The sequence below is a fragment of the Acinetobacter sp. YH16051 genome (genome assembly GCF_013417135.1).
Classification (GTDB): domain Bacteria; phylum Pseudomonadota; class Gammaproteobacteria; order Pseudomonadales; family Moraxellaceae; genus Acinetobacter; species Acinetobacter towneri.
The window spans coordinates 165,388-191,280 of sequence record NZ_VPEN01000005.1 but is presented as its reverse complement, the minus strand read 5'-3'; the positions used below and the strand labels follow the sequence as shown (position 1 = coordinate 191,280).

The 25,893-nt window shown below is 42.2% G+C and carries 21 protein-coding genes and 1 pseudogene; 10 read left to right on the top strand and 12 right to left on the bottom strand.

Features of this window, described 5'->3' with window-relative positions:
* Window positions 1-134: 134 nt before the first annotated feature.
* On the bottom strand, window positions 135-782 hold the full coding sequence (locus tag FTV41_RS06635; protein WP_004972459.1) for a hemolysin III family protein: 648 nt from the start codon (window positions 780-782) through the stop codon (window positions 135-137).
* A 107-nt stretch (window positions 783-889) separates the two neighbouring features.
* On the opposite strand from FTV41_RS06635, the pseudogene FTV41_RS06630 reads away from it, so the two are divergent.
* Both FTV41_RS06630 and FTV41_RS06625 read left to right on the top strand, forming a co-directional pair.
* Window positions 890-2,110, top strand: a pseudogene (locus FTV41_RS06630) (SAM-dependent methyltransferase).
* Window positions 2,111-2,133: 23 nt separating this feature from the next.
* A complete protein-coding gene (locus FTV41_RS06625; RefSeq protein WP_004972455.1) occupies window positions 2,134-2,556 on the top strand; it encodes a GNAT family N-acetyltransferase in 423 nt (140 codons plus the stop codon).
* Between the two features lie 112 nt (window positions 2,557-2,668).
* Here the strand turns inward: FTV41_RS06625 and FTV41_RS06620 are convergent, their stop codons facing one another.
* The 4 genes from FTV41_RS06620 to FTV41_RS06605 all read right to left on the bottom strand — a co-directional run bounded on the left by FTV41_RS06620 (window position 2,669) and on the right by FTV41_RS06605 (window position 7,765).
* Window positions 2,669-3,001, bottom strand: a complete 333-nt coding sequence (locus FTV41_RS06620; RefSeq protein ID WP_004972453.1) for a hypothetical protein — start codon at window positions 2,999-3,001, stop codon at window positions 2,669-2,671.
* 171 nt (window positions 3,002-3,172) lie between these two features.
* The gene (locus tag FTV41_RS06615; RefSeq protein WP_179996307.1) at window positions 3,173-5,308 is read right to left on the bottom strand and encodes a 3-hydroxyacyl-CoA dehydrogenase NAD-binding domain-containing protein; all 2,136 of its coding nucleotides are present in this window, start codon (window positions 5,306-5,308) and stop codon (window positions 3,173-3,175) included.
* A gap of 11 nt (window positions 5,309-5,319) precedes the next feature.
* Entirely contained in the window at window positions 5,320-6,525 is a 1,206-nt protein-coding gene (locus tag FTV41_RS06610; RefSeq protein ID WP_096901568.1) for an acetyl-CoA C-acetyltransferase, read from the bottom strand.
* A 229-nt stretch (window positions 6,526-6,754) separates the two neighbouring features.
* Window positions 6,755-7,765: an AraC family transcriptional regulator gene (locus tag FTV41_RS06605; protein WP_004972448.1), complete on the bottom strand. Its 1,011-nt coding sequence runs from the start codon at window positions 7,763-7,765 to the stop codon at window positions 6,755-6,757.
* A gap of 209 nt (window positions 7,766-7,974) precedes the next feature.
* Between FTV41_RS06605 and FTV41_RS06600 the strand changes: the two genes are divergently transcribed.
* The 4 genes from FTV41_RS06600 to FTV41_RS06585 all read left to right on the top strand — a co-directional run bounded on the left by FTV41_RS06600 (window position 7,975) and on the right by FTV41_RS06585 (window position 12,788).
* Window positions 7,975-9,135 carry a CaiB/BaiF CoA-transferase family protein gene (locus tag FTV41_RS06600; RefSeq protein ID WP_179996306.1) on the top strand — a complete coding sequence of 387 codons (1,161 nt, stop codon included), beginning with the start codon at window positions 7,975-7,977 and terminating at the stop codon, window positions 9,133-9,135.
* A gap of 237 nt (window positions 9,136-9,372) precedes the next feature.
* Window positions 9,373-11,016 carry a nitrite/sulfite reductase gene (locus FTV41_RS06595; protein WP_004972445.1) on the top strand — a complete coding sequence of 548 codons (1,644 nt, stop codon included), beginning with the start codon at window positions 9,373-9,375 and terminating at the stop codon, window positions 11,014-11,016.
* On the top strand, window positions 11,009-11,494 hold the full coding sequence (locus FTV41_RS06590; RefSeq protein WP_167845799.1) for a DUF934 domain-containing protein: 486 nt from the start codon (window positions 11,009-11,011) through the stop codon (window positions 11,492-11,494). Before FTV41_RS06595 ends, FTV41_RS06590 begins: the two co-directional genes overlap by 8 nt.
* 307 nt (window positions 11,495-11,801) lie before the next feature.
* Window positions 11,802-12,788: a diaminopimelate dehydrogenase gene (locus FTV41_RS06585; protein WP_179996305.1), complete on the top strand. Its 987-nt coding sequence runs from the start codon at window positions 11,802-11,804 to the stop codon at window positions 12,786-12,788.
* Between the two features lie 131 nt (window positions 12,789-12,919).
* Here the strand turns inward: FTV41_RS06585 and FTV41_RS06580 are convergent, their stop codons facing one another.
* Window positions 12,920-14,095 carry a thiolase family protein gene (locus FTV41_RS06580; protein WP_179996304.1) on the bottom strand — a complete coding sequence of 392 codons (1,176 nt, stop codon included), beginning with the start codon at window positions 14,093-14,095 and terminating at the stop codon, window positions 12,920-12,922.
* 130 nt (window positions 14,096-14,225) lie between these two features.
* A complete protein-coding gene (locus FTV41_RS06575; RefSeq protein ID WP_179996303.1) occupies window positions 14,226-14,744 on the bottom strand; it encodes a GspH/FimT family pseudopilin in 519 nt (172 codons plus the stop codon).
* A 375-nt stretch (window positions 14,745-15,119) separates the two neighbouring features.
* On the opposite strand from FTV41_RS06575, the gene omp38 reads away from it, so the two are divergent.
* Window positions 15,120-16,166, top strand: coding sequence for an outer membrane protein Omp38 (gene omp38, locus FTV41_RS06570; protein WP_179996302.1), 1,047 nt, complete (start codon window positions 15,120-15,122; stop codon window positions 16,164-16,166).
* A 441-nt stretch (window positions 16,167-16,607) separates the two neighbouring features.
* Here omp38 and FTV41_RS06565 read toward each other — a convergent pair whose 3' ends face one another.
* From FTV41_RS06565 to FTV41_RS06555, 3 genes are all read right to left on the bottom strand, one after another.
* Window positions 16,608-18,071 (bottom strand): amino acid permease, encoded by a 1,464-nt coding sequence (locus tag FTV41_RS06565; RefSeq protein ID WP_136144722.1) that lies wholly within the window; start codon window positions 18,069-18,071, stop codon window positions 16,608-16,610.
* Entirely contained in the window at window positions 18,068-19,105 is a 1,038-nt protein-coding gene (locus FTV41_RS06560; protein WP_179996301.1) for a methyltransferase, read from the bottom strand. Before FTV41_RS06560 ends, FTV41_RS06565 begins: the two co-directional genes overlap by 4 nt.
* A gap of 65 nt (window positions 19,106-19,170) precedes the next feature.
* Window positions 19,171-20,541 carry a uracil-xanthine permease family protein gene (locus FTV41_RS06555; protein ID WP_179996300.1) on the bottom strand — a complete coding sequence of 457 codons (1,371 nt, stop codon included), beginning with the start codon at window positions 20,539-20,541 and terminating at the stop codon, window positions 19,171-19,173.
* 171 nt (window positions 20,542-20,712) lie between these two features.
* Between FTV41_RS06555 and typA the strand changes: the two genes are divergently transcribed.
* Window positions 20,713-22,551, top strand: a complete 1,839-nt coding sequence (gene typA, locus FTV41_RS06550; RefSeq protein WP_004972424.1) for a translational GTPase TypA — start codon at window positions 20,713-20,715, stop codon at window positions 22,549-22,551.
* Between the two features lie 200 nt (window positions 22,552-22,751).
* Window positions 22,752-23,186 carry a large conductance mechanosensitive channel protein MscL gene (gene mscL, locus FTV41_RS06545; RefSeq protein ID WP_004972423.1) on the top strand — a complete coding sequence of 145 codons (435 nt, stop codon included), beginning with the start codon at window positions 22,752-22,754 and terminating at the stop codon, window positions 23,184-23,186.
* 91 nt (window positions 23,187-23,277) lie between these two features.
* Here the strand turns inward: mscL and FTV41_RS06540 are convergent, their stop codons facing one another.
* Window positions 23,278-23,556, bottom strand: coding sequence for a peptidylprolyl isomerase (locus FTV41_RS06540; RefSeq protein WP_004972420.1), 279 nt, complete (start codon window positions 23,554-23,556; stop codon window positions 23,278-23,280).
* Window positions 23,553-24,413, bottom strand: a complete 861-nt coding sequence (gene mutM, locus FTV41_RS06535; protein ID WP_004972419.1) for a bifunctional DNA-formamidopyrimidine glycosylase/DNA-(apurinic or apyrimidinic site) lyase — start codon at window positions 24,411-24,413, stop codon at window positions 23,553-23,555. Before mutM ends, FTV41_RS06540 begins: the two co-directional genes overlap by 4 nt.
* A gap of 288 nt (window positions 24,414-24,701) precedes the next feature.
* Between mutM and FTV41_RS06530 the strand changes: the two genes are divergently transcribed.
* Window positions 24,702-25,838 (top strand): NADH:flavin oxidoreductase/NADH oxidase, encoded by a 1,137-nt coding sequence (locus tag FTV41_RS06530; protein WP_167845804.1) that lies wholly within the window; start codon window positions 24,702-24,704, stop codon window positions 25,836-25,838.
* Window positions 25,839-25,893 lie beyond the last annotated feature (55 nt).

Below are 25,893 nucleotides of genomic sequence, written 5' to 3'. Positions count from 1 at the left end.
CCGCACTGGCAGAAAAATAGTAGATACTTCTTGTAGTTATACTTATTTTAACAAGAAGTCGGTTACAAAACTGCATCCATGAACACCATTCAAATCTGATCGTTTTATCTGTAAGACATGAGCGATATTCAGCGTTAAATCACATACAGATAAATTGCCAGAAAGTGTGCGCCTGCACCAATTAAGACAAATACATGCCAAATTGCGTGGGTATATCTTACGCGTTTTAAGGCATAAAACAATGCACCCACGGTGTAGGCAATGCCGCCAATTAGCAAAAAGGTCAGGGCTTGGCTGCTTAAATAGGCTTGCATATCGTCCATGACCAGAACGGCTAACCAACCCATCACCAAGTAGGCAATTAAAGAAATTTTATGAAAACGGTTGATAAATACCAGTTTAAATAGGGTGCCAATCAGGGCAATAATCCACAGGGCAATTAACAAATATTGTGCTTTTTGAGTAGGAATCGCGATGGATAAAAATGGGGTATAAGTCCCTGCAATTAAATAATAAATTGCGGTGTGATCTAACTTTTTATAAAAATAACGACGGTCTGCTGCGGTTGCCATGTGATACAGCATTGAAGCAGAAAAAAGCAGTACCATGCTTATTGCATAGGCCCACAAACCTAGCCATTGTCCCGTACTTAAATACGCACCTTTAATGATTAAAAGAATACCTGCAATAAATGCCAAAGCCGCACCAACACCATGGCTCAGATAGTTAATCCGTTCTTCTTGCAGGTCATAATCAGGCACTAAAGGGGCATTTAATTTCATGGCGAATCTGCTTTAATTTCTTTAATTATACAACTGTATCGTAATTCAATTTTGCTTTTAGGGTAATAACAATTAAACTTGAATTGTAATTTTTTCAGGTTTTTATTATGTCGACTTTGGCTTCTCCCTCTGTGCAGGAACAACAATTCTTGGAGGCTTTTCAGCAAGCCATTGATACACAAAAACTTGATCGTGTGGTACTTAGCCAGTACAAAGGCGAATTGGAACAATTAGAAAAAATTACCCTGCGTATTATTCAACTCAATCAAGAGCAGGTATTGAGTTGTTTGTATCGTCATAAAACGCAGGATATCACCAAAAATTATCCTTTGGCGCAAGCCCAGTCACAATTGAGTCAGTTATTGGCAGATTGTAAACAGGCGAATTTATTTACCCTAGATCAAGAAATTCAGCTAAAAAAGAACAAAAAGAAAGCCATGCTCAGTATGAGTAAAACAGCACCGACTATAGCGAAACCGAAAGAACCACAAGGACATGACCGAGAAAAGCAGCGTTATGTCGATCAATCCAGCCCATTTTTACAACACTTGGGGATTAGCGATGCCAAAGCGCAAATTATTCCAAGCATGGCGCGTAAATGGAAACAGATTAATAAATTTATTGAAATTTTTTCGGGTGCCTTGGCGCAAATCAAAATTTCGGAAAATACCTTGCGCGTGGTGGATTTTGGTTCAGGCAAAGGCTATTTAACTTTTGCGCTCTATGACTATTTGCAAAAGCAGCAATTTATTCCCTTTGTGACTGGGGTGGAACTAAACCCGAAAATGGTTGAGTTTTGTCAGTCGGTGGCGAGTGCTTCAGACTTTCAGCAGCTAGATTTTTTTCAGGGCGATGTGCGCACCTATCAGCCAGAACATTTAGATGTAATGATTGCTTTGCATGCCTGTGATGTCGCCACCGATTTTGCAATTCATACTGGTATTCGCCTGAATGCACAAATGATTATGTGCGCGCCGTGTTGCCATTAAGAGTTGCGTCCACAATTACAAAGCCCAAGCGTGTTGCAACCGATGCTGCAATTTGGCATTCATGCAGGGCAACAGGCGGAAATGTTAACCGATACCATCCGCGCTTTATTGCTCAAAGCCTATGGTTATGACACCAAAGTTTTTGAGTTTGTCGCTTTAGAACACACCAGTAAAAACAAAATGATTTTGGCAACCAAACGTCAAAATTGGAGTGAACCTGATCAAGCAGTTTTGGCACAAATTCGTGATTTAAAAACCATGTACGGTATTCAAAAACATTCTTTGGAGTTGTTGTTGAACGATCAGTGGGATCAACAGGGCATTGGTTCTAAGTGCTAAGCAAGATGGAACAGGATATAAAGATGCAAGATTATGAAATTCAATCGGGCACTTGGACACAATTTGCTGCAGAGGCCAAATCTATTCGTGAGCAAGTCTTTATTCAGGAACAGCGAATTGCGCCTGAAGATGAGTGGGATGCACAAGATGCAGTTGCCTTGCATTTTGTGGTCTATGCAACTGGACAGGCGATTGCAACAGCACGTTTACTGGAAAATCACAGTATTGGACGGGTCGCAGTGTTGAAATCACAGCGCGGTTTAGGTGTGGGACGTGTTTTAATGCAGCATATTATTCAGGTGGCAAAGCAGCAGCAACGTCCGTGGGTCAAGTTGTCTGCGCAGGAACACGCGATTCCGTTTTATCAAAGTTTGAGTTTTCAGGTTGAGGGTGAGTCGTATTTAGATTGTGGTATTCCGCATGTAGATATGCGATTGATATTTTAAACGAATTGTCGATAGTCCTGATTTTAATCGTGCAAAATAAAAATCGCCATGATGGAATGTGATCATGGCGATTTCTTTTTATAAACTGTATGAACAGAGCCGCTAGCGCATATTAATGTCCATGTGCGGGTGCTGGCTCATGGTTTTCAGGCATATTGGCATGTTCTGTTTCAGTCATACCGTGTGCATCTGCAGTTTCAGCAGCCAAAGCTTCACGTGCTTCACGATCTGCTTGTGCTTTTGCCAATGCTTCTTGTGACATAGCTGGCGCATTTTTAAAGGCGTGTTGCTGAGTATTCTGCTTTTGTTGCTGGCTAGGCATGTAGTCAGGTTCATTCGTGACCGCTAACCAGAAAATAAACATGAAAATTCCACCCAAAATACAGAAAATAAAGAGTGCTTTCCAACCCCAAGGTGATTTTTCAGGAGTAAGGCGTTCGGTCATGTGCATCTACCCAATTTGAATCTAAATCTTAAAATTATGTAACTTTATAACATAAAATGCATAAAAAACGGATTAAATTCTATTCATGCAGGGATATTCATTGTAATTTTGAGCAAATAAAAAGAGGGATGATGTATCCCTCTCAGATTGTTTTAAATTTAAAGTTTAGACTTAAATGCTTTTAGCATCTGCAGCAACACGGTCTTGCAAAATTTTAGGTGGGGTAAAACGTTCGCCATATGCTGCAGCAAGTTGCTGTGCTCGTGCCAAAGCCTGTGTTAAACCATATTGATTTAAAAACTGCAAAGCACCACCTGTCCATGCAGGGAAGCCAATGCCAAAAATTGACCCAACATTGGCATCAATGACAGATTCTAAAACACCTTCTTCCAAGCAACGTAAGCTGTCCAGTGCTTGTACAAATAAGAAACGGTTAATCATCTCTTGTTCAGCGATTTCGGTATTTTTATACCAATGACTTAACCCCGACCAAAGCTGTTTTTTACCCTGTTCAGGGTAGTCATAAAAGCCTGCACCTGCAGCTTTGCCTTTACGTGAGAATTGATGAATCATGGTTTGAATGACTTCATCTGCACTCGACAGTGGTCGGTCTTTTCCTTCGGCTTGCAGCGCCTTACGTGCTTCCTGTGCCACGTGTTCAGATAAGGTTAAAGATACTTCATCCTGAATAGCAAGTGGGCCAACAGGCATACCTGCTTTTAAAGCTGCCATTTCAATTTTGGCAGGATGTACGCCTTCTGCCAGTAAGCGCAAGCCTTCCTGCACAAAAGTGCCAAACACCCGACTGGTAAAAAAGCCACGTCTGTCATTGACTACAATCGGTGTTTTACCAATGTGTTGCACAAAGTCATATGCTTTTGCCAAAGTATCGGCAGAGGTGTTTTTTCCTTTAATGATTTCTACCAACGGCATTTTATCGACAGGACTAAAGAAATGCAGTCCAATAAAGCGCTGTTGATCTTGCGCAGCTTGGGCAAGCCCGCTTATTGGCAAAGTTGAGGTATTGGATGCCATCACACCTTGTTCTGCCAGAAAAACTTCGGCTTCTTGTGTGACTTGCGCCTTGAGTTGAGGATTTTCAAATACCGCCTCAATAATCAAATCACAGCCTTGTAAATCGGCAGCCTGTGCCGTTGGATGAATATTGGCTAAGACTTGTGCTGCTCGCTCTGCACTTATACGACCTTGCGATACTTGTTTATCCAATAGTTTTTGACTGTAAGCTTTGCCTTTTTCAGCTTGTTCGATGGATACATCTTTAAGAACAACCGCAATGCCTTTGCTTGCTGTGGCATAAGCAATGCCTGCGCCCATCATGCCTGCACCTAAAATGCCGACTTTTTGAGTTTGATGCGGTGCAATGCCTTGCGGACGGCCACTGCCCGATTTAATCGCATTCAGCCCATGCCAAAAGGTGCCAATCATATTTTTAGAAATTTGACCTGTTGCGAGCTGGGTAAAATAGCGAGATTCAATGCGTAAGGCTGTATCGACATCAACCTGCGCACCTTCTACTGCTGCACTCAAAATTGCTTCAGGCGCAGGGTAACAGCCTTTGGTTTTGTCGCGTAGCATGGCAGGAGCAATGGAAAGCATTTGCGCGACAGCAGGTGTAGATGGTGTTCCCCCAGGGATTTTATAGTCTTTGACATCAAATACTTGTTGTGATTGAGGATGTGCAAGAATCCAGTCTTGGGCTTTGCTGAGTAATTCTGTTTCATTTTCAGCAAGATCATGGATTAAACCTAAACTTTGTGCTTTTTCCACACTCAGCTGTTTGCCTTCCATCAACAGCGGCAGGGCAGTTTGTAAACCCAATAAACGTACCATCCGCACAATACCACCGCCACCAGGCAATAAACCTAAAGTCACTTCGGGTAAACCAAACTTGGTTTTTTCATCACGAATTGCAATACGATGATGACAGCACAGAGCAAGTTCCCATCCGCCGCCGAGTGCCGTGCCATTTAAGGCAGCTACCACAGGAATACCACGGGTTTCAATATAACGCAGCTGTGCTTTTAGGTTTTCAATCATCTGAAAAAATGAGCTGGCATGCTCAGGCTGTACTTGAATCAACTCATCTAAGTCACCGCCTGCAAAAAAGGTTTTTTTCGCAGAGGCGAAAATGATTCCTGCCACTTGTTCGTCTGCTTTTAACTTTTGTACCACTTGCGCTAATGCATCTCTAAAGTCAGCATTCATGGTGTTGGCAGATTGATTTGGTGAGTCAAAGGTTAGAATGACAATGTTATCGGCATTTTTATAATAGTGAATGGCGCTCATTTTTATACTCCTTATACTCGCTCAATAATGGTGGCAATTCCCATCCCACCGCCTACACATAATGTAGCCATGCCGCGTTTTTTATCTTGTCGTTCTAGCTCGTCCAGTAAGGTGCCTAAAATCATGGCACCTGTAGCGCCAAGTGGATGACCCAAGGCAATAGCACCACCATTCACATTGACTTTGGCGGGATCAACCTGAAGTTCTGTAATAAAACGCAGAACCACGGCTGCAAAGGCTTCATTGACTTCAAACAGATCAATATCTTCAATGTTCAGTCCTGCTTTGGCTAAGGCTTTGCGTGCTGCAGGCGCGGGTCCTGTGAGCATAATGGCAGGGTCTGTGCCAACCAGTGCGGTAGCAAGCACTTTGGCGCGTGGTTTTAAGTTGTGTTGTTGTACCGCTTGTTCTGATGCAATCAAGACCAACGCCGCGCCATCAACAATACCTGATGAATTGCCTGCATGATGCACATGATTGACTTGTCCTGCTTCAGGATATTTTTGCAGGGCAATCGCATCAAAACCCATTTGTCCCATATTGGCAAAACTCGGCTTGAGCTGTGCCAAGCTTTCAGCCGTGGTCTGTGGTTTGATAAATTCATCTTGTGCCAAAATCACCACACCTGCCTGATCTTTGACAGGTACAATCGAGCGCTCGAAATGTCCCTGTGCTTGTGCTGCTGCGGCTTTGTGCTGTGATGCTGCTGCAAATTGATCGACTTCTGTACGGCTATAGCCATCGAGTGTGGCAATTAAGTCAGCGCCAATACCTTGTGGAATAAAGTCACAAGCCATATTGGTTTCAGGGTCGAATGCCCAAGCACCACCATCGGAACCCATTGCCACGCGTGACATAGATTCCACACCACCTGCAACGATTAAATCTTCCCAACCCGAACGAACTTTTTGCGCTGCGAGGTTCACGGCTTCTAAACCTGAGGCACAAAAGCGGTTGATTTGTACCCCAGCAACATCATTGTCCCAACCTGCTGCAATCGCTGCGGTTTTGGCAATATCTGCACCCTGATCGCCAATTGGTGTGACACAACCCAAAACAATATCGTCTACTTGTGAGGTGTCTAGGTTGTGTCGTTGTTGCAATTCATTCAATAAGGTTGTGAGTAGGCGAATGGGTTTAACTTCGTGTAATGCGCCATCTTTTTTTCCTTTGCCGCGCGGAGTGCGAATAGCATCAATGATGTAGGCCTCGCTCATAATCAATCCCTTGTCGATAGTTTTCTTTATGATTGCTTTTGAGTGTAATCTGAAAATTTTGAAGTGCAATGACGAGAACGGTACAGGTCAGTGAGGTTTTTTGCTAATTGGGATGACGCAGTAATTTGGCAGAAAGATTGAAACTATAATAGAGCGATAAAAAAAGCCCTTGCGGTGTGCAAGGGCAATCGATTGGAATTACGAGTTATTGTGAATTGTCGATTCTAAATTAATGATAACCGTGCAACTGACGGTATAAACCAGGTGTGACGCCAGTCCACTTTTTGAAAGCACGGTGGAAAGTACTGGTTTCGCTAAAGCCAACTTGTTGTGCCACATCTTCAAGGGTAAGTTCAGGATTCAGCAATAGGTGAATCGCGGCATCACGGCGTAATGCATCTTTTACCCCTTGATAGCTTTTACCTTCTGCAGCCAAACGACGACGCAAGGTTTGTGGCGATAGGTACAGCATGGATGCAACATCGTTCAAGGTTGGCATTTCTTCGCCAATTTGGCTCTTTAACACGTCACGAATACGCGAAGTTAAAGAATTGGTGTTTTTGAATTTCACCAACAATTGCGCAGGCGCGGTTTTTAAGAATTCGTCTAAGGTTTCTTGGGTTTGACGAATTGGTAAATCCAAGTAGTCGGCAGCAAAGGTAATTTCGGTGCGTGGCATGTCAAATTGCATGACAGGCGCAAAGAACAGCGCATCGTATTCATCTGCATGTGCAGGACGTGGATAGCCAAAATGTACGCGCTCCAAAGGCAGGCGACGTTCAATCAGCCAAGATGCCAAGCCGTGCCAAATCATCAACATACTTTCAGTAATAAAGTGATCAGGATCCATAGCTTGTGGAATAGATGGTACCAAACGTGCTTCGTGTTTATCACGTTCTAAGGTAACCGACCAATCATCACCAAACAGTTTGTAGAATTGCGAAGAGAGTTCTAAGGCATCGCCCAGTGTTTTGGCGTGAATTACCAATTGGCACATGATCGCGAATGTACCCAAACGACGTGGCTGAGAATCAAAACCCACGTGTTCGTCTTGTGTCACCATCCACAACATTTTAATAAAGCGAGTATATTGTTCAGGTGAAATACGTGCTTTCGGTTGGCGCAGAAGTTCTGCCTCAATACCGACATGAGATAATAAGGTTTCGACATCCATGCCGAGTCGCTTAACACCCGTGAGCGCTGCATTTACAAAATGGATACTAATGGTATCTCTGCTCATGTTAAATCCTTCAGTCTCTTTTGTATTCACGTAAGCTTGACCTAAATGACGCTAAAAATTGAAATTGGCAATTTACAATACCAATTTTACTTATTTTACATAATAAATTGCCGAAATGATCAAGGTAAATGGCTGAACATGACATTGTGTTACAGTTTTGCTGTTTATAAGATGAACGGAAAATCAGTAAAAATCGAGTAATCACAACAATGACACATGCACTGAGCGGTTTAAAAGTTTTAGATTTTTCCACCTTATTGCCCGGCCCTTTTGCCAGTTTGTATTTGGCGGATATGGGTGCAGAGGTGATTCATATTGAATCGGCAACCCGTCCTGACTTAATTCGTTTATTTCCACCCTATGCCAATGGACAAGCGACTTCGCACAGTTATTTGAATCGGAATAAACAGTCAATTACTTTGGATTTAAAATCCCCCGAAAGTATTCAGCTTATTCACGATAAAATTGCCGAATTCGATATTGTATTGGAACAGTTTAGACCAGGCGTGATGCAGCGTTTAGGGCTGGACTATGCCAGCTTGGCAAAAATTAATCCGCGACTGATCTATTGTTCCATCACAGGTTATGGACAAACAGGCGATTATCAACAAAGGGCAGGACATGACATCAACTATTTAGCCTTGTCTGGCATTGCGGGGCATAGTGGACGGCAAGCGGGTGGGCCGCCACCGCTCGGGATTCAAGTGGCCGATGTAGCAGGTGGATCATTGCATGCTTTGGTGGCGATTTTAAGTGCAGTGATAGAACGTCAGCGCAGTGGTTTAGGGCAGTATATTGATATTTCGATGACCGATTGCGCTGCGACTTTAAACAATATGGCCGCTTCAGCAGTTTTGGCGGCACAGGTTCCTCAATATGCTGAGCAATCTTACTTAAATGGTGGCACCTATTATGACTATTATGAAACAGCAGATGGCCGTTATCTTTCAGTCGGTAGTTTAGAGCCGCAGTTTATGCAGGGTTTGGCACAGATTTTAAACTTACCGATACTTTTGGAAAAAGGGGCATCTTTAGATCCGCAAGAGCGCTTGCAAGTCAAACACGCTATTCAAGATAAAATTAAAACACAAAGTTTTGCCACATGGCAGCAGGTATTCGCGCAATATGATGTCTGCGTTGAACCTGTATTCACTTTAGATGAAGCCTTACATTCACCTTTGGCACAGCAACGCGGTTGGACAGTAGAAGTTCCTATTCAGCAGAATGCCGAAAAAACTGAAACTCAGTTGGCGTGTCCAATTAAATTTTCACGTTCTCAAATGCGTTACGATTATATCGGGCAGGCTTTGGGTGCAGGGCAGTGGTCATCTCAGATTAAAAATCAGGATGAAGATAAAGCCAAGTCATAACCACAGGTAATCAATAATAGATCGAATAGATGCTATAGCAGAAAAAGTGCTAAAGCATGCACTATTTTGTGATAGCTCTATAAAAAGCCTGTAAATTTTGGCAAAGGCTTACAGGCTGTGATGTTGCAATGGCTTATCAATAAAACCGCTAAGAAATATGTAAAAAACACATTTTGTTGATAGATTGAATCTCGCTATGCTGTCAGCCGTGATAATAGAAATGACTAGCTGTACGCCATGTATTTATATACTGATTTCGATCAGCAACTGATTAATGAACGTGTTGCACAGTTCCGCGACCAAACGGAACGTTATTTAGCAGGCAAATTGACTGAGGATGAATATCGTCCATTGCGTCTGCAAAATGGTTTGTATGTACAACGCTATGCGCCAATGTTGCGTATTGCGGTGCCTTACGGTCTGATGAACTCTAAGCAATTGCGTAAAGTTGCGCAGCTTGCCAAAGACTATGACCGTGGCTATGCGCACGTATCAACACGTCAAAATATTCAGTTTAACTGGCCTGCACTGGAAAATGTGCCTGACATGCTGGCAGAGCTTGCAACCGTACAAATGCACGCAATTCAGACTTCGGGTAACTGTATTCGTAATACCACCACAGACCAGTATGCAGGTGTCGTGGCGGGCGAAATTGCTGACCCACGTCCAACCTGTGAATTAATTCGTCAGTGGTCGACTTTCCACCCTGAATTTGCCTTCTTGCCACGTAAATTCAAAATTGCGGTGTCTGCACTGGAAGAAATTGACCGTGCTGCGACTGCATTTCATGACATTGGCGTCTATATTGTTAAAAATGAAGCAGGCGAAATTGGCTATAAAATTAAAGTTGGTGGCGGCTTAGGTCGTACTCCAATTATCGGTAGCTTTATTCGTGAGTTCTTGCCACGTGAAGATTTGATTGCTTACTTAGAAGCTATTTTACGTGTTTATAACTTGCATGGTCGTCGCGACAATAAATATAAAGCACGTATCAAAATTTTGGTAAAAGCCTTAACTCCAGCAGTATTTGCAGAAAAAGTTGAAGCTGAATTTGCACATACGGTGAAAACCTTAAAAATTGATGCAGAAACTTTGCAAAAAATGGATGAAAACTTCACGCCATTTGCTTATCAAAACTATGCCGATGAAGATTTTAGCGAGCTGTTTGCGCAGTATCCAAAATTCAAGCAATGGTTCAACATCAACACCAATGCGCACAAAGTACAAGGCTATCGTATTGTCACCATTTCATTGAAACGTGCAGGTGTTGCACCAGGTGACATGACGACAGAAGAAATGAATCTGATTGCAGATTTAGCCGATCAATATACCTTTGGTGAGTTGCGTACCACGCATGAGCAAAATATTGCTTTGGTAGATGTGCCACAAAAAGACCTGTTTGCATTGTGGCAAGTGCTAGATGCTAACAACTTGGCGCGCGCGCATATTGGCTTTATTACCGATATTATTTGCTGTCCGGGTGGTGATTTCTGTTCACTTGCCAATGCCAAATCTATTCCAATTTCAGAAGCCATTTCACGCCGTTTTGATGATTTGGATACCATTTATAATCTTGGCAAACTGGATTTGAATATTTCAGGTTGTATGAACGCTTGTGGTCATCACCACGTTGGTAATATCGGGATTTTAGGTGTCGATAAAAAAGGCGCGGAATTCTACCAAATCACTTTGGGCGGGCATGCAGACCATGATGCGTCAATCGGTGATATTTTAGGGCCATCTTTTGCTGCTGAAGTGATTCCTGATGTGGTGGAAGAAATTTTAAATACCTACTTAGATTTGCGTAGTGAAGGTGAAGACTTCATCGACACTTATCGCCGTGTCGGCATTCAACCATTTAAGGAGCGCGCTTATGCTTAATACTGCACTACCTGTGCTCGCGAAAGATGGCACGATTACAGACAATACTTATCAAGTGATTGCTGAAGATGCAGCATTACCGCAAGGTGATGTGGTGCTCAGCGTTGAACAGCTTGATCAGTTGGCACAAATTTCAGGTAAAAAAGCCCTATATTTAACGGTAGATGCTTCGCCTGAAAACCATGAATTTCCATTGGCAGAACTGGATGCGATTTTTATTGAATTTGCAGGTTTTAACGATGGCCGTGGTTATTCTTTTGCGGCATTGTTACGCCGTCAAGGCTTTCAGGGTGAACTTCGCGCAGTCGGTGATGTCTTTAAAGACGTCTTAAATTATATGAAGCGTGCAGGTTTCGATACTTTCGTGATTAAAGAAGGTAAAGATGTGCAAGAAGCTGCAGCAGGTTTGGCGGACTTTACCCATCCTTATCAAGCTTCTACCGCAGTGCCAAAACCAAATTATCAAACAGGTGCGTAATATATTGATAATGGATTTCATCGAAATGTAGATAGATTTTATCGAAATATCACGGTTCACACATTTACAAACAGCCTGCCATGTGCAGGCTTTTTGTTTGCCTTAAAATGATCAAACGGCTTGTTTTATCGCACTTCTTAATGATTTAATTTACCGTAAAGTGCTGTAGTATAAGCACGCTGATGTAGCATCGCAGTCTTATGTAGGCGTTATTTTTACATTATCAAAAATCAATCAAGACGATAATTTGATGTGATTATCCTCTGATTTATTTTTCAATTTTTTCATGATGAAGTGATTTGTCTTTATGCAAAATTCTATCCGTATTGGCATTGCTGGTTATGGCAACTTAGGTCGTGGCGTTGAAACGGCGATTCAGAAAAACCCAGATTTACAATTGGTGGGTATTTTTACCCGTCGTGCGCCTGAAAGCGTTTCACCATGTTTTGCTGAAACAGCAGTGTTTCACATGGATTCACTGTCAGATTTTCAAGACAAAATTGACGTGCTGATTTTATGTGGTGGTTCAAAAGATGACTTGCCACAACAAGGTCCTGTATTGGCGAGCCAATTTAATATTGTCGATAGTTTCGATACGCATGCACGTATTCCTGAATATTATGCATCTGTAGATGCACCTGCGACAGCGAACAAGAAAACTGCACTCATCTCAATTGGTTGGGATCCAGGCATGTTCTCGATTAATCGTTTATTTGGTGAAGCGTTGTTACCTGATGGTGAAACCTATACTTTTTGGGGTAAAGGTTTAAGTCAGGGTCACTCAGATGCCATTCGTCGTGTTGATGGTGTAAAAGCAGGTGTGCAATATACCATTCCATCGAATGATGCCATTGAACAAGTGCGTAGCGGTGCGCGTCCTGTATTAAGCACCAAAGATAAACATACTCGTGAATGTTATGTCGTACTTGCAGAAGGTGCCGATGCTGCTGCGGTAGAGCAAGCGATTGTGACCATGCCAGATTATTTCGCTGACTACAACACAACCGTAAATTTCATTGATGAAGCGACTTTAGCCAAAGATCACCAACGCATGCCACATGGTGGTTTTGTCATTCGCAGTGGCAATACCAGCGATGAACAAAAACAAGTGCTTGAATTCTCATTGAAGTTAGACAGCAATCCTGAGTTTACCGCGAGTATTTTGGTGGCTTATGCACGTGCTTGCTATCGTTTAAACCAAATGCAGCAATATGGTGCAAAAACTGCTTATGATGTTGCGCCAGGTTTATTGTCAATGAAATCGCCTGAACAGTTGCGTGCAGAATTGCTCTAAACTTTTTAAAGCTATAAGCAAAAAGACGAATCAATGATTCGTCTTTTTACTTTTTGAATAAAGAAGGGTTAGGGAATGACTTTATTCAATCTACCTCAATCCCTCTTTACGAAATAGGGGTTGCAAGGCACTTAAAGTAATTCAATCGCGACCGCAGTTGCTTCACCACCACCAATACAGAGAGCAGCAACGCCACGCTTGCCACCTGTACGTTTAAGCGCATGAATCAAAGTTAGGATAATACGTGAACCTGTAGAACCCACAGGATGCCCAAGCGCACATGCACCACCGTTGATATTCACTTTTTCAGGATCAAGCTTGAACTCATCCATTGGGCACATGGTGACCATGGCAAAAGCTTCATTAATTTCCCATAAATCTACATCTGCAACTTGCCAAGCTGCTTTATCCAATACTTTTTGAATCGCAGCAACAGGGGCGATGGTGAACTCCGATGGATGTTGTGAATTGGTGGCATAAGCCACAATTTTCGCCAATGGTTGCAAACCTTTGCTTGCTGCATTTTCTGCAGATGTCAGGACTAAAGCCGAAGCGCCATCCGAAATAGAACTGGCATTTGCAGCAGTAATACTGCCATCTTTAGCGAAGGCAGGACGAAGTGTTGGAATTTTTTCAATATTGGCATTAAAAGGTTGTTCATCTTTATCTACAATGACATCGCCTTTACGAGTTGTAACTGTCACAGGGACGATTTCATCAGCGAAATAGCCTTCATTGACTGCAGTTTGTGCACGTTTGAGTGAGCGAATCGCAAAGTCATCCATTTGTTGGCGTGTGTAACCTTTGCTATTGGCCATATCTTGTGCGAATGAGCCCATCAAACGACCTGTTTCAGCATCTTCAAGGCCGTCTAAGAACATGTGGTCTTTCACATCACCATGTCCCATACGGTACCCAGCACGTGCTTTGGTCAGTACATAAGGTGCATTACTCATTGACTCCATACCACCAGCGACAATGATTGAGGCAGAACCTGCTTTGATTGCATCGGCTGCTTGCATGACAGCTTTCATACCAGAACCACAGAGTTTGTTGATGGTGACCGCACCTGTAGAATCTGGTAAGCCTGCTTGACGCATCGCCTGACGAGCAGGGCCTTGCTTTAAGCCTGCAGGCAGGACGCAGCCCATAATGACTTCATCGATTTCTGTTGCTTGTACCCCCGCACGTTGAATGGCCGCTTGGATACTTGCCGCACCTAATTCTGGTGCAGTCACATTGGCTAAACTGCCTTGAAAGCCACCCATTGCAGTGCGTGCACCATTTACAATAACGATATCCGTCATTTTATTCTCCCAGTTTTTTATATGTGCTTTTGTCTAGATTTAATTCCAAGCAGGAATAGATCACTTCAGCAGTATAGGCAAAAAAAGATGAGAATAAAGTGACAATATAAAGATCATTTAGACTGCTCAGTTAACATCCATTGATGTCTTCAGCTCGAGTTTGCCCCATTTTACTAAGCACCAGTCGTTTGCTCGCGACGTGAGTAGAGCAGTAAAAGAAACTACCATTCGAGCCGATCGGCAAACCTTGTTGTGCATTAAAAGTTACACTGGGTATGTTTAAAGTGCCACGCCAATCCAAGGTACCGTATTTAAGTGCAGTTTTTTCTGTATAAAGAATGTATTCATTGTTGTCTATCTGACGATTTTTATTTCGATCAATAAAAATCATAAAACCCGTATTCCAGTTTTGCTTACTGCATTGGCTAAAGTCATGTGTTGGACAGATCACAACATTACTATGATGGGTGAAGGCATGGGAGCGTGCTATTTTCAGGCTGGACTGTAATGAATACTGAATTCGCTTGAGTTCTTGTTCTGCCATCAGCTGATGAAAATAGGGCAGGGCAATCATGACTAAAATCGCACTAATTGCTAACGTGACGATCAATTCAAACAGCGTGAAGCCGTTTTTGCTTATATTTGACATAAGTCTATACCTGTTATTGTTATGTTTTTTTATGATTAATTTGAGTAATTTGTTGTTTTATAGCGCTTTATCTGCTGTATAATAAATATTAAACAACTTTCGAGAAAGCTGTTAAAATAAAGCGCAAGAAAGATAAGCTATTCACAATAAAAAATTGAGTAGAAAGTTACCGAATTACAACGGAAATTGTAAGTAATTTTGTCAATAATTTACTTGATTAAAATTATCAAGCACTTGGAAAAGTAATAAAGTGTTTGTATGATTCAAAGTGACTAGCTTAAAAATAATACTGGGGTATAAGAAAGCCTATCTCAGGGTAGTCGAAAATTTAGGCTTGAGCTTGAACAACAATTGTTATCTCTGGAGGATAAATCCATGAAAATGAGTCGTATTGCATTAGCAATGCTCGTAGCTGCTCCTTTAGCTGCTGCAAACGCGGGCGTAACTGTTACCCCATTAATGCTTGGTTACACTTGGCAAGATACACAGCACAACAATGCTGGTAATGATGGCGAGTTGACCACTTCTGCACAAATGGATGATGATCTATTTGTAGGTGCTGCACTTGGTGTTGAACTTACCCCTTGGTTAGGTTTTGAAGCAGAATATTCACAAGTTAAAGGTGATATGATCGATCAAGCTGGTGCTGAGTATAAAGGTCAAAATATCGCAGGTAACTTCTATGCGACTTCAGACTTGATCACTAAAAACTACGACAGCAAAATCAAACCATATGTACTTTTAGGTGCTGGTCACTATAAGTATAAATTTGATAATGATTTAGGTCGTGAAGGTCGTGGTCTTGAAGAAGAAGGTACACTTGGTAACGCGGGTGTTGGTGCGTTCTTCCGCTTAAACGATGCTTTATCTCTTCGTACAGAAGCACGTGGTACTTACCACTTTGACGAAAAATTCTGGAACTACACAGCTTTAGCTGGTCTTAACGTAGTTCTTGGCGGTCACTTGAAGCCAGCTGCTCCTGTAGTAGAAGTTGCTCCAGTTGAAACCGTTGCTCCAGTTCAACCTGCTCCACAAGAGTTGACTGAAGACTTGAACATGGAACTTCGTGTGTTCTTTGATACGAACAAATCAAACATCAAAGATCAGTACAAGCCAGAAATCGCTAAAGTTGCTGAGAAGTTAGTTGAATATCCAAACGCTACTGCTCGCATCGAAGGTCACACTGACAACACTGGTCCACGTGCATTGAACGAACGTTTATCTTTAGCTCGTGCGAACTCTGTTAAATCTTCACTTGTAAATGAATACAATGTAGATCCAGCTCGTTTGTCTACTCAAGGTTTCGCTTGGGATCAACCGATTGCTGACAACAACACTAAAGAAGGTCGTGCTATGAACCGTCGTGTATTCGCGACGATCACTGGCAGCCGTACAGTGACTGTTGAACAACAAGCTCAATAATTTGAGTTAAGTTGAAAAAAACGACTCCTCGGAGTCGTTTTTTTATGCTTATTTTTTATGGCGTGTATCGATCAGAGAGCCTAAAATGATCCATATTCAATATGCTTTAAAAATACTGTAAAAGTATGATCTTGCAGAGTAAAGGGTAAATAGAGTAGGGGCTGATAGTACTTAATATTTTGGTCTGTTGAACCCTAAACTAAGTCAAATTTTTTAGACAAGACATATAGACTTGATGTATCTCAGTCAATCAAGTAGTTGATTAGCGATTATGAAAATCAACATTGAGCAGTTTGTGGCGTGATTTCTCGCCGTATTATCAATAACGAAATTGCTTTAAAATAAAATTTGTCTTAAATTTACGCCATAAAAAAACAGCCAAATGTTGGCTGTTTTAGAATCTTAGCTTCTCAAATGAAGTGCAATAGAAGAAGATTTACTTTAGTCATGATCAGGGTGTAGTGGTTTCACATCCATCTCCTGATATGCAATCAGTTTGGTTTTGTGTTTCCATTTATAGCCTAACCAAATGACCAAGAACAAAAGAATACCAATATAAGTCGATAAAACTGCGAGCCATTCACCTTCAAGCACTGCTTGGTAGTTTTGCCCTAATACAACAATTGCACACAAAATAAAGGCAAACCATGGCGCAAAAGGAAAAAATTTAGCGCGGTAATCTAAATCTTCAAGTTTGTAGCCTTGTGCCAAATAGCCTTTACGGAAGCGATAATGCGATACAGCAATTCCGAGCCAAACGATAAAACCACACATGCCTGACATATTCAGAAGCCAGTTAAATACTTGTTTTTCGCCAATAAATGTTGTTAAAAAACATAGTGCAGCGATTGCTGTTGTGGCATACAGTGCATTCATTGGGACGCCACGAGCATCCAAGCGGGCAAAAGCTTTTGGTGCACTGCCTTTACGTGCCATATCAAATAGCATACGGGTCGATGAATACATACCCGAGTTACCAGCAGAAAGAATCGCAGTTAAAATTACTGCATTCATGACACTTGCGGCAAAGGCAAAGCCTGCCTGTTCATATAGTAAAGTAAACGGAGAGAGTGCAATGTTATCGGTGGCGGCTGCTTGAAGTAAACGTGGGTCATCATAGGCGATTAAGGTACCAATAATAAAAATACACACGATATAAAACAACAAAATACGCCAGAAGATTTGTTTGATTGCAATAGGAATGGTTTTCTTAGGATTTTTAGATTCACCCGCTGCAACCCCAACCATTTCAGTACCTTGAAATGAGAATCCTGCAATCATCGCCACACCAATTAAGGCAGATAGTCCACCTACAAATGGCGCTTCGCCTTTGCTCCAATTGGCAAATGTAGCAACATCAGGGTTGAGCATGATTTTGACAATCATAAAAATACCGATAATGATGAATGCCACAATCGCAAGTACTTTGACCAAAGAAAAGAAGAACTCAGACTCACCAAAACCTTTGACGGTTAATGCGTTAATTGCGAAAACCACCGCTAAAAATAATGCACTCCAGTAAAAGCCAGGAATATCAGGAAACCAAAATTTCATGATGAATTGCACCGCAACCAATTCAAATGCCACGGTAATAGCCCAGTTGTACCAATAGTTCCAACCTAGTGCAAAACCGAAACCACCTTCGACATATTTACTGCCATAGGTAAAGAACGCGCCTGAAGTTGGATTATGCGTTGCAAGTTCGCCTAGACTGGTCATCAAAAAATAAATCATGACGCCAATTAGGGCATACGCAAGCAAGGCGCCACCAGGACCTGCATTGGCAATGGTCGCACCTGAAGCAAGGAATAAACCTGTACCAATTGAGCCACCAATGGCGATCATGTTTAAATGACGCGCACCGAGCTTACGCTGCAGTTTTCTACTGTTGTGTGAGTCGCTCATCCTACTTCCTTTGTATTTTTCTGCGTGCTGGCAAACAGCACTTTAAAGCCTTGTTGATCTGCCTTGATTGTGCATTGACCGAAACTTTGTTCAATTAAGAGTGGATAATTCAAAAAGCGATTGGCCACAATCCAAAGTTCACCACCCGATTTCAGGTGACGACGTGAGGTTTTACACAGATTTTCACTGGCATCGTAATGTGTGTGAATGCCTTGGTGGAACGGGGGGTTACTCACGATGGCATGCAAAAATAGCGGTGCATCTTCAATGCCTGTCACGGCTTTAATTTCAAGCTGTTGTGGATTGAGCTGATTTTTTTCAAACGTCATTTGCGTTGACGCTAAAGCAAAGGCATCGACATCTAAAGCAAAAATACGATTTTCAGGGTTAAGTTTGGCTAAGTAAGCACTGATCACACCCGCGCCACAGCCAAAATCTGCAATTTTTCCAGCAGTAACCTGATTCAAATAAGGCAATAATACAGCCGTGCCAACATCCAAGTGTTTTTGGCTAAATACACCCGGCAAGGCACAAATCTGTAAATCGCCTTTAGGTGTAGCAACTGTATAGTTTTGCGCCCAATCTGCTAAGGCTTTAGTTTGAACCTTGCAGTCTAAAATCAGCTGCCATAGTTGGCAGTGGCGGGCGCTATCTAGTTTGAGTGTTTTGCCATAAGGTTGTAATTGCTTTGCAGCCCGTTCAATTCCTGCTTTCTTTTCACCGACTAAAAATACGCTGCTGCCTTGTGGGAGTTGTGCGGCAATGGTGTGAATCAGGTAATTGAGCAGTTCCTTGGATTTCGGCACAAAAATAACAGCCTGATCAAATTCACCTGCAGGCGATTCTGCACCAAAATGCACTTGCGCCTGTTGATTTTGAAAGTATTGATAGTCGTTAAAATTCCATGTCCAAACAGAAGCTTGGATTGAGTCACCCAATTCTGCGAGGAGTTGATCGGTCGGGGCATTGATCAGTAGAACGCGACCAGACAAATAGTCATATTGTCTGAGTAAAACTTCGCTTTGGGGGTTCATGGTTCTCTCTCCAATAGAAAAACACTGCCCAAGTTCAGCTCAGACAGTGTTTTTTGGACATGCAATTACTTTTTAGTTTCAGGAAGCACAATATTTAAAATGAGTGCTGCAATACCGCCTGTTGCAACGCCTGAACTGAAAATATTACGGAATAATTCAGGTAAGTGTTCCAGAATTTGTGGCACTTGTGCAACACCTAAGCCTAAGCCCAATGAAATTGCAATAATCAGTAAGGCACGACGATCTAAAGCGACACCTGAAAGAATATTGATTCCCGAAGCGGCAACGGCACCAAACATCACCATCACAGCACCACCTAGTACGGCTTGAGGCACAGCCTGAATCACACCCGCGACTGTAGGAAGTAAACCTAAAATGATGAGCAGGGCAGCAATCCAGATACCGACATAACGGCTAGCAACACCTGTAAGTTGAATCACGCCATTGTTTTGGGCAAATACCGAACTTGGGAATGTGTTGAAAATCCCTGCCAAGAATGAGTTAGCGCCATTTACCAATACACCGCCTTTAATGCGTTGCATCCATTGTGGGCCATCGACAGGTTGATTGGAGAGTTTAGAGGTCGCGGTAATATCACCAATGGCTTCTAATGACGTCACCAAATAAATAAATGCCAATGGAATGAATAAGCTCCAAGAGAAATCCAGTCCAAAATGCATCGGAGTCGGCACTTGTACCAGAGGGGCATCTTTCAGACCTGAAAAGTCGAGATGACCCATCATGCCTGCCATTGCATAACCAATCACCAAGGCAATTAAAATGGCAGAGCTTTTAATCCACGTGATATTGATGCGGTTCAAAATAATAATAATTGCCAAGACGGTACACGACATAATCAGGTTGTCGGTATTGGCAAAGGTATTATTGCTCATGGCTTGGTAGCCACCGCCCATACTGATTAAACCTTCTTTAATTAAGGTCAAACCAATGAGAAGTACCACAATACCAGTGACCAATGGGGTAATCAGCTTTTTGACCCACGGTAAAATTTGCGATACGCCCATTTCAATAAACGAACCTGCAATGACCACGCCAAAAATTGCCGCCATGACCGATTCAACAGGTGTGCCTGCGGCGACCATAGCAGAGCCAATACCAATGATTGGGCCAATAAAGTTAAAACTGGTGCCTTGCACAATGAGCAAACCTGCACCAAAAGGGCCGACTTTTTTACATTGTAAAAAGGTTGCAATGCCTGAAATGACCAAAGACATTGACAAGATCATGTTGGTATCTTGTTTGGAAACACCTAAAGCCAAGCAAATTAAGAGACCTGGTGTGACAATTGGAACAATAATTGCCAGTAAATGCTGAAAAGCTGCTAAAAAAGCGATGAATGGTTTTGGACGGTCATTCAGACCATAGACCAAATCGAGCTGGTCTTTTGGGTGGGGAGAGTGGTTTAAATCAGACATGAGTCATAAAAAATTGCAAAAGTGGCGCTATTCTAATCGAGTTACACAGCTTTACAAAACCCAAAGCACGCCACTCATCAAAAAAATTGTGTGTGTCAATAAAGTGTCACTATAAAACTTTAGTATTTTTCTGTATAATTTGCCCTCAAATTTATAGCGTATTGAATTTAAATGTCTGATATTAAAACTCTCCGCAACATCGCAATTATTGCGCACGTTGACCACGGAAAAACAACTCTTGTGGATAAACTTTTACAACAATCGGGCGCACTCGGTGAACGAGCGGGCGAGATTGAGCGTGTCATGGATTCAGGCGCTATTGAAAGTGAACGTGGTATTACCATTCTTGCAAAAAACACTGCAATCAAATGGTTAGACAAACGTACTGATACTGAATACCGCATTAACATTGTGGACACCCCGGGACACGCCGACTTCGGTGGCGAAGTTGAACGTGTAATGTCGATGGTGGATTGCGTACTTCTTTTGGTTGACTCACAAGAAGGCCCAATGCCACAAACACGTTTCGTAACGCAAAAAGCGTTCGCACGTGGTTTGAAGCCAATCGTGATCATCAACAAAGTAGACAAGCCAAACGCGCGTCCAGACTGGGTTATTGATCAAGTATTTGACTTGTTTGATAACTTGGGTGCAACCGATGACCAATTAGACTTCCCAATCGTATATGCATCAGGCTTACGTGGTGTTGCTGGTCCTGCGCCAGACGAATTAGCGGAAGATATGACGCCGTTATTCCAAACAATTGTAGATATCGTCGAGCCACCAGCAGTTGATGTTGATGGTCCATTCCAAATGCAAGTCTCTTCACTTGACTATAATAGTTTCGTGGGTGTGATTGGTGTGGGTCGTATTCAACGTGGTTCTGTGAAATTGAATACACCTGTAACCGTGATTGACCAAGAAGGCAAAACACGTAACGGTCGTATCTTAAAAATCATGGGTTACCACGGTTTAGAGCGTATCGACATCGAATCTGCATCTGCAGGTGACATCGTTTGTGTAACAGGCATGGACGAATTACATATTTCTGACACGATTTGTGATCCGAAAAATGTAGAAGCTTTACCGCCGCTTTCTGTAGACGAACCAACCGTATCGATGACATTCCAAGTCAACAACTCACCTTTTGCGGGTAAAGAAGGTAAGTTCGTGACTTCACGTAACATTCGTGAACGTCTAGACCGCGAATTAATTCACAACGTTGCACTTCGTGTAGAAGATACTGACAGTCCAGACCGTTTCAAAGTATCTGGTCGTGGTGAGCTTCACCTTTCTGTATTGATTGAAAACATGCGCCGTGAAGGCTTCGAAATGGGTGTATCTCGTCCGCAAGTCATCTTGAAAGAGATTGATGGCGAAATGCAAGAACCATACGAAAACGTGACTTTTGACGTAGAAGAACAGCACCAAGGCGCTGTGATGGAACAAATGGGTAACCGTAAAGGTGAGATGACCAATATGGAAGTAGACGGTAAAGGTCGTATCCGTATTGAAGCCACTGTGCCTTCACGTGGTTTAATTGGTTTCCGTTCTGAATTCATGACCATGACTTCTGGTACGGGTATCATGACGTCAAGCTTCTCACACTATGGCCCAATGAAAGCAGGTCAAGTTGCGAAACGTCAAAACGGTGTGTTGATTTCTATGGTTCAAGGTACTTGCCTTGGCTATGCATTGTTCACATTGCAGGACCGTGGTCGTCTATTTGCTAAACCTCAGTTAGAAGTTTACGAAGGTATGATCGTAGGGATTAACTCTCGTTCAGACGACATGACAGTTAACCCAACTAAAGCGAAACAGTTAACTAACGTACGTGCTTCTGGTACTGATGATGCGTTGACATTGGTACCTGCAATTGAATTCACGCTTGAACAAGCGCTTGAATTTATTGAAGATGATGAATTAGTTGAAGTAACACCTAAGTCAATCCGTATCCGTAAACGCTGGTTGACTGAAAACGAACGTAAACGTAACCGTTCTGGTAAATAAGTTTTAAAAATGATGTTGTCCTCATGCGGGGCAGCAAAATTTAAAAATGCCATCAATTTATTGATGGCATTTTTTTGTTTAAATTAGCAAACCAATATATAAAAGCAGATGATTTCCAAGTAAATTACGTGGAAATGAAGCTATAAAGTTAATGTATACTTCGTCACATAAATTAAAGTCAAAAAAAACTGGAGATTTAAATGAGTATTATTCAAGAGTTCCGCGAATTTGCGGTAAAAGGCAATATGATCGACTTGGCTGTCGGTGTGATTATTGGTGGGGCATTTGGTAAAATTGTTGACTCATTAGTGAAAGATATCATCATGCCATTGATTACTGTGATCACTGGCGGTGGTGTGGATTTCACACAAAAGTTCTTTGTTTTGGGCGATAACCCAAACAATTTACAGTCTTTAGATGAGTTAACCAAAGCAGGTGTAAATGTCCTGACCTATGGTAACTTCCTTACGATTTTAATTAACTTCATCATTTTGGCATGGGTGGTGTTCTTAATGGTGAAAATGATTAATCGTATGCGCCGTAAACAAGAAGAAGCAGCGCCAGAACCAGCAGCAACGCCAGAAGATATCGCGTTGCTACGTGAAATTCGTGATGAATTGAAAAAACGTCAATAATTTTTAATACGCAATCAAAACAAACGGCGCTTTATGCGCCGTTTGTTTGCACCCTATTCTCTAGGATGGAGAGGCGCTGAAGGCATAAAAATTACATCCGAAACTTTACTTCTACCAAATGAAAACCAAACTGACTTTTTACAGGGCCGTGTAGTACGCGTTCTGCTGCGGTAAACACTAATTTATCAATCACGGGTACCAATTGTCCTTTTTTGACCTCACCCAATTCCCCACCTTTTTTTCCTGAAGGGCAGGTCGAAAATTGTTTGGCAATTTTGGCAAAATCAGCACCTGATTGAATCCGCTTTTTCAGTTGTTCACAGGTTTCTTTATCTTTCACTAAAATATGACGCACAATAGCGGTTCTCATACTTTTTTACCTCGTTTGCTTGTTGCAGCTTTAGTCGAAGTGAGTACTTTTTTCAAAGGCTGACATTCAGGACAAAATACCGAGGCACGTTGGCCCAGTTTTAAATTTTCTAGTGTGGTTTCACAGTTCACACACATTTCACCTGCACGTCCATACGCCAACAAGGTTTGTTGGAAATAGCCATTTTCGCCCATCGCATTGCTGTAATCACGTAAGGTCGAACCGCCTAAATCAATCGCTTGTTTTAAAATGCGTTTGATTTCGAGCACTAGTTTTTCAATCTGTTTCAAACTGAGTGATGATGCAGGTTGTGCAGGGTGAATACCTAAATTAAACAGACTTTCCGTGGCATAAATATTGCCCACACCCACCACGACATGGTTATCCATAATTGCAACTTTGATGCCAACATTTTTGTTTTTGAGCTTCTGTGCAAGATAGTCGGGGTTAAAGGCATCACTCAACGGCTCAGGGCCAAGTGGATCTATCAGTTTGCGTTGAGAGCTTTCATTTAGCCATAAAATACAGCCAAAGCGACGTGGGTCGTGGTAGCGCAATTGTATATCTTCAAACTGAATAATCAAATGGTCGTGTTTGCGTAAATCTTCCTGCGCATCGCAAAGACGAAAACTGCCCGACATGCCTAAATGCCACAACATGCTGTCCTGTTCAAATTGCGCCAGAATGTATTTGGATCTGCGGGTCAATTGCAGTAATTTTTGTCCTGTGAGTTTATGTAGGTTTTCTGGAATGGGCCAGCGTAAATTGGCTTGACGTACTTCTACATTCAGGACTTTTTGATCAAGTAGCGGCAATAGACTAGTTTTGGTAGTTTCAACTTCTGGTAATTCTGGCATGGTACAAATTCAATCCGCTTTTAGAAATTAAGCAGGCAAGGACATACAGTAATGCGCTTAATATTGGGCATTATCCATAGAATACAAGCCATAGTGTGCTGTCGCAAAATTATTCTGTGTAAAACAAAAGCAGGCTTTGCAAAAACCATACAACACGTTATAAATAAATCATTTTTAAACATCTATTATAGAAAAACCATCTAAAACAGATGGCAGATTCTGAGTGATTACTTCTTTTTTATTTAATGATTCGCTTTTGGTGAATCGCACTGTATGAGGGCTTGCAGCGTGACATTACTTTTTCAGCCGATTCAATTTGGATCACTGCAACTTGCCAACAAAATTGTTATCGCCCCGATGTGTCAATATTCTGCCAATGAACAAGGTGAATTGAGCTATTGGCATGAGCAGCAATGGGCCAATTATGCCTTGTCGGGCGCAGGGATGTGTATTGTAGAAGCCACGGCAGTGCAGGCAGCAGGACGTATTAGTTATGCAGATTTAGGCTTATGGAATGACATGCAGCGTGCGCAGATGAAAGCACTATTGCATAAAGTCAAAAGTATATCGCCTATGCCATTTGCTGTGCAGTTGGCACATGCGGGTCGTAAAGCTTCAACCGATAAACCGTGGCAGGGCATAGGACAGTTTGCACCGAATGAAGAACATGGTTGGCAGACGGTATCGGCCAGTGAGTTGCCATTTCAATCGCACGAACATCCACCGCATGCTTTAACGCAAGATGAAATTCAACAGGTCATTGCAGACTTTGCCAGCGCCGCAGTACGAGCGGTGGATGCAGGTTTTGACTTAATCGAAATTCATGCCGCACATGGCTATTTATTGCATCAATTTATGTCGCCATTGTCTAATCACCGCCAAGATGAATATGGCGGCAGTTTGGAAAATCGGATTCGCCTTACATTGGAAGTATTTCAAGCGATTCAAAATGCTGTTCCACAAGGCTATCCAATTGGGGTGCGAATTTCTGCAACAGACTGGATGGATGATGCAGAGGGTTGGAATGTGGAATCTTCAGTAGGTTTGGCAAAAGCACTGGAGCATTTAGGTGCGGCTTATATTCACGTGTCGAGCGGTGGTTTGCATGTCGATCAAAAAATTGATTTACATGCGGGTTATCAAACACCATTTGCACATGCCATTAAGCAAGCTGTAAAAATTCCTGTAATTGCGGTGGGTTTGATTACCGAAGCGATGCAGGCAGAAGGTATTTTGCAATATGAACAGGCCGATGCGATTGCGATCGCACGTGCGATTTTATATGACCCTCGTTGGCCATGGCATGCTGCGGCAGAATTGGGTGAAAAAATTGAGATTGCCCCGCAATATTTGCGCTGTCAGCCGCATGGGTTTCGTACTTTATTTGCGCCGTTTAAATCCACAGATACGGAAGTGGAATCCTAATATTTTATCTGCTTAAAATAAGTGAAACTTAAACTATTTTGCCGTGCTTTATAGG